The following is a 5,169-nucleotide window of genomic DNA, read 5'->3' on the forward strand; positions in this document are numbered from 1 at the left end:
TGGTGCGTTCGGCCTGGGAGGCGCAGCCCAGCCTCAGCAGCCGCCTTTTGCTCAGTGAGCCGATGGTGGTGGCCGGGCCGGCCGGGCATGCGCTGATGCAGTCCAAACGCGCCTTGCCGCTGGCGCAGTTGCGGGGCCAGCCGCTGGTGCTGTACAAGCGGCCTGCGGGCCCGGGCCTGCACGATGGCATTGTGGCCGCTTGTGTGGGCGCGGGCTTTCATCCGCAGGTGGTGCAAGAGGCTCCGCGCCTGACTGCGACCCTGAGCCTGGTGGCCGCAGGCCTGGGGCTGAGCATTGTGCCGGCCTCGCTGCAGCAGCTGCGCGGCGACGGTCTGGCCTACCGGCGGCTGAGTGCTGCGCCCGGTCTGGTGGCGCCGCTGATTCTGGTCAGCCAGCGCCGCCCAGAAGCCCAGGCCCGTGTGCTGCTCCAGCACCTGGGCAGCATTCTGGACCAGCAACTGGCCCAGCAGCGCGCACGCAAGGGAGTGGCCTGATATGCAAAAACGCGTCATGCCGTCGATGATGGCGCTGCAGTGCTTTGAGGCCGTGGCCCGCCACATGAGCTTTACCTTGGCGGCCCAGGATTTGTGTCTGACCCAGAGCGCGATCAGCAAGCAGATTGCGCAGCTGGAAGCCACCGTCTGCCAGGCGCTGTTCCACCGCTCGGCGCGCGGGCTGGCACTGACCCCGGCCGGGCGCATGTACCTGGGCGAGGTGCGCAGCATCTTGAACCAGGTCGATGCCTCGGCCCGCTATGTGATGGGCTATGGCGAGGCGGACGAAACCCTGACGATTGCGGTACAGCCCACCTTTGGCATCACCTGGCTGATTCCGCGCCTGCGGCAATTCATGCAGGCCTACCCGCATATCCAGGTCGTCACCAAGGGCGATGCCCGCCCTTTTGACCTGATGCAGGCGCGCATCGACATCTCACTGTTCTATGGTGACGGCAGCCTGCCGGGTGCGGACTGCCACCGCCTGTTCGAGGCCGATGTGGCAGTCGTTTGTGCGCCAGAGATCCTGCCGGTTAATGGCCTGGCGTCGCTCGCTGAGCTGGAGCAGTTGCCGCTGGTCCAGTGCTCCTTTCGGCCCGAGATCTGGCGCGACTGGTTTGGTAGCCAGGGCTTTGTGCCGGTCGATGCCTACCGGGGCCCGCGCTTTGACACCTTCTCGATGTGCCTGCAGGCCGCGCAAGAAGGCATTGGCTTGGCCATCATGCCGCGCATGTTTGCCGAGCAGGCGCTGGCCCGGGGCAGCCTGGTGCAGCCTTGGCCCTTTGTGCAACCCAGCGACGGCGCCTACTACGTGGCCCATGCCAGCCACTGCGCGGCCTTGCCCAAGATCCGCCATTTTGTCGATTGGGTGCTGGCGCAGGCGCATGCCAGCACACCCTCTGCATGAAATTTTGGAATAGCCCGATCATTTAATTTCGTTTGCCCAGCAGCGCGGCCTTGCGAACAATGCGTAGTTCAACAAGAACAACGACGGAGACTGCGCACCATGGCCGCGCTGCACCATTACCTCTCGATTGCCGATCTGGAACGCGCTGCCCGCCGGCGCTTGCCCGCCTGTGTACGCGGCTATGTCTGCGGCGGCACGGAAGACGGCATATCGCTGCAGCAAAGCCTGCAGGCTTTCTCGCGCCTGGGCTTTGTGCCGCGTGGCCTGCGCCATGTGGCCCGGCGCAGCACGGCCACCACCTTGTGGGGCCAGACCTATTCGCTGCCGATGGGCTTTGCGCCCACCGGCTTTGCGGCCATCGTGATGAAGGACTGCGACGCGGCGCTGGCCAAGGTGGCGCAGGCGCAGGCGCTGCCCTTCATCATCAGCGGCGCATCGACCGTGCCCTTGGAGCAGCTGCAAAGCGCCCATGGCCAGCGCTGCTGGTACCAGGCCTACCTGCCGGGCAATATGGCGCGCATCCTGCCGCTGCTGCAGCGCCTCGAAAGAGCCCAGGTGCCCGTGCTGGTGGTCACCATCGACACCTGCGTGGGCGCCAACCGCGAGAACCTGCAGCGCCTGCGCTTTACCGTGCCGTTTCGCCCCAGCTGGACCTTGTTGCTCGACGGACTGCGCCACCCGCGCTGGAGCTTCGATGTGTTTTTGCGCACGGTCCTGAGCCAGGGCGTGCCCCGCTTTGCCAACCTGGCCCATGAGGCGGGGCCGGCCATCACTGCCGACCCGCCCCATGGCTTTCGGGGCGAGCGCGACCAGCTCGACTGGGACTGCATAGACCAGATACGCGCTGCCTGGAAGGGCAAGCTGGTGCTCAAGGGTGTCATGCACCCGGAGGACGCCAGGCTCGCCGTGGCGCATGGCGCCGATGCGGTCATCGTCTCGACCCATGGCGGGCGCCAGCTCGATGCCTGCATCTCCCCCTTGCAGGCGCTGCCCGAGATTCGGCAGGCCGTGCCAGCTGGCTATCCGGTCTTCATCGACGGCGGCTTTCGCCGGGGCAGCGATGTGCTCAAGGCCATCGCGCTGGGCGCTGACCTGGTCTTTACCGGCCGGCCCCAGCTGTTTGGCGCGGCAGTCGCCGGCGAGGCGGGCATTGCGCACGCGGTGCAGCTGTTCCGCCAGGAGCTGATGACCAACCTGGCGCTGCTGGGTGTCAACCGCCCGCAGGAGCTGACAGCGGACTATTTGCGCATCCAGGGCGATTTTTCGCTGCCCCCCAGTCAGCGCTAAAGCGCTGCACCTATTTGCAATCAAGGAGACAAAAAATGATGACACTGAGCAAGGCCGCGCTGGCCCTGGCCGCCGCATGGGCGCTGTTGCCCGCCGCACAGGCCCAAGGCACGGGCTACCCCAGCAAGCCCGTGAAACTGGTCGTGGGCTATGCGCCCGGCGGTGCCACCGATATTGGCGCGCGGCTGATGGCTGACGCGCTGGGCAAGGACCTGGGCCAGTCCTTTATCGTCGAAAACCGCCCGGGCGCCAACAGCAATATCGGTGCCGAATATGTGGTGCGCGCGCCAGCCGATGGCTATACCTTGTTTGTGGGCTCGATCTCAACGGCGATCAACCAGGGCCTCTACACCAAGCTGGGCTTTGATGCCGGCAAGGACCTGGTGCCCGTGGCCCAGCTCAATGTGGTGCCCAATATTCTGGCCGTGAGCGCCAAGCTGCCGGTCAACTCGGTGGCCGAGTACATCGCCTATGGCAAGCAGCACCCGGACAAGCTGACCTGCGCGTCGCCCGGCAGTGGCTCGTCGGCCCATCTGGGCTGCGAGCTGTTTAAGCTCAAGACGGGGACCAGCATCTTGCATGTGCCCTACCGGGGCAGCGGCCCGGCCGTGTCGGATCTGCTGGGCGGGCAGGTGGATTCGATGATGGACAACCTGCCACCGCTGCTCGCGCAGATCCGCGCCGGCAAGCTCAAGGGCCTGGCGGTGACGACCGCTGAGCGCGTGGATTTCGCCTCGGATATTCCGACCGTCGCCGAGTCCGGCGTGCCCGGCTTTGAGGTTGCCGCCTGGTTTGGCGTGTTTGCGCCCGCCGGTACACCGGCCCAGGTGGTGGAGACCGTCAACAAGGCCATCAACCGCGCACTGAACGCCAACCCCGATGTGCGGGCCAAGTACCAGAGCAATGGCTTTATGCTGCCGCCCGCGCCCAATTCACCGGCCAGCTTTCAGCGCTTCTTCCACAGCGAGATCAAGCGCTGGGGCGACGTGGCGCAGGCCACCAAGCTGAAGATCGACTGAGGCCGATACAGCCCTAACGCGCGTTGGCTGCCAGCCGCGTGGGCAGCAGCAGCGACACGCCAGCGGCCAGCACCAGCAGCGCAGCAGCTGCGCCAAAGGCAATCCAGTGGGTGCCGAACTGCTCATAGGCCCAGCCGCCCAGCCAGCTGCTGATCATCGCGCCAATCTGGTGGCCCAGGTAGGCGCAGCCGTAGAGCATGCCCACCAGCTTGATGCCGTAGAGATCGCCCAGAATGGCCGAAGACGCGGCAATCGAGCCGGCCCAGACAATGCCGCCCAGGGCGGCCACGGCATAGAGCTGCCAGTGGTGGATGACGGCCACCAAGCCGACAAAGCCCAGGCCCCGCACCAGGTAGATGACGGCCAGGATGTAGCGGCGCGGCACCATATCGGACAGCTTGCCCAGGCCCAGGGTGCTGAAGATGGCGACCAGGCCAATGAGGCCAATGCCGCCGGCACTGCTGCCGGCATCAAAGCCATGGTCCATCAGCATGGGCACGCCATGCGTGCCCAGCAGGTTCATGCTGAAGCCGCAGGCAAACAGGCCCAGAAAGATCTGCCAGAAAGGTGCAGTGGCCACGGCCTGCGCAAAGCCCAAGGTGGGTGCGGCGGGCTGGCCGGCCATCGCGCGCAGGCGCTCCTGGCGTGCTGCCTGCTCGGCCGGGGTCAGGTCGGTGTGCTCGGGTGCGTCATCGCGCACAATCCATAGCGCCATCGCGCTGACGATCAGCGCAAACACCAGCGCAAAGCCCAGCAGGGTGTGCTGCCAGCCCCAGCGCGCAATCGTGAAGGTGAAGACCGGCGTCATCACCGCAATACCAGCCATCGAGCCGGTGGACAGAAAGAACAGCGCCATGCCGCGCTGGCGCGTGAACCAGCTGCTGATCATCGGTGTGACTGCGACCGGGCTGGTGAAGGCCAGGCCCAGCGACAGCGCCACGCCGTAGGACCAGAAGAACAGCCAGGGCGTGCGGGCGTTAACCGCCCAGATGCAGGACAGCACCACGATGACGGTGCCCAGCAGCAGCACCCGCCGCGTGCCCTGGCGCGCCACGAGCCAGCCGGCCAGCGGCATGCCCAGGCCGTAGCACAGCATGCCAAAGGCGACGATGGACGACAGCAGGCTGCGGCTGAACCCCAGGTCCTGCGACAGCGGCACGATAAAGGGGCCGATCCCCATGCGCATGCCCACGGTGAGCAAGGTGAGGATGGTGGAGGCGGCGACGATCACCCAGCCGAAATAGAGGCCGGACGGTGGGGTGGGGCCTGGAGGCAGGGAGGTATTGAGCGCTGTCATGTCGCGGGGGCCGCGAGGCGCTCGTCAAAAGGCCTGCGCAACAAGGATGTAGTAGGGCCGATGATAGGCCGAGGCGCAGGAGAGGCAAGCGGGGCGTGCGGCTGGATGTCGCGCTGGCGGCAGGCGGGCCAGCGCGCGGGTCAGCGCTGTGCGGCGAGGGCGCCT

Annotated in this window: 5 protein-coding genes; 4 read left to right on the forward strand and 1 reads right to left on the reverse strand. The window is 66.5% G+C overall.

Going from position 1 to position 5,169, the window contains the following annotated elements; translation table 11 throughout:
• From H928_RS26945 to H928_RS0109620, 4 genes are all read left to right on the forward strand, one after another.
• The coding region (locus tag H928_RS26945) for a LysR substrate-binding domain-containing protein (protein WP_021026300.1) at positions 1-494 on the forward strand (494 nt) is incomplete at its 5' end.
• Position 495: 1 nt separating this feature from the next.
• Positions 496-1,401, forward strand: a complete 906-nt coding sequence (locus tag H928_RS0109610; protein WP_021026301.1) for a LysR substrate-binding domain-containing protein — start codon at positions 496-498, stop codon at positions 1,399-1,401.
• Between the two features lie 99 nt (positions 1,402-1,500).
• The gene (locus tag H928_RS26950; RefSeq protein WP_021026302.1) at positions 1,501-2,688 is read left to right on the forward strand and encodes an alpha-hydroxy acid oxidase; all 1,188 of its coding nucleotides are present in this window, start codon (positions 1,501-1,503) and stop codon (positions 2,686-2,688) included.
• Positions 2,689-2,723: 35 nt separating this feature from the next.
• A complete protein-coding gene (locus H928_RS0109620) occupies positions 2,724-3,707 on the forward strand; it encodes a tripartite tricarboxylate transporter substrate binding protein (protein ID WP_021026303.1) in 984 nt (327 codons plus the stop codon).
• 13 nt (positions 3,708-3,720) lie between these two features.
• On the opposite strand, the gene H928_RS0109625 is transcribed toward H928_RS0109620, so the two are convergent.
• On the reverse strand, positions 3,721-5,004 hold the full coding sequence (locus tag H928_RS0109625; RefSeq protein ID WP_021026304.1) for an MFS transporter: 1,284 nt from the start codon (positions 5,002-5,004) through the stop codon (positions 3,721-3,723).
• Between the last annotated feature and the right edge of the window lie 165 nt (positions 5,005-5,169).

Source organism: Comamonas sp. B-9 (genome assembly GCF_000410635.1).
GTDB lineage: Bacteria > Pseudomonadota > Gammaproteobacteria > Burkholderiales > Burkholderiaceae_C > Comamonas.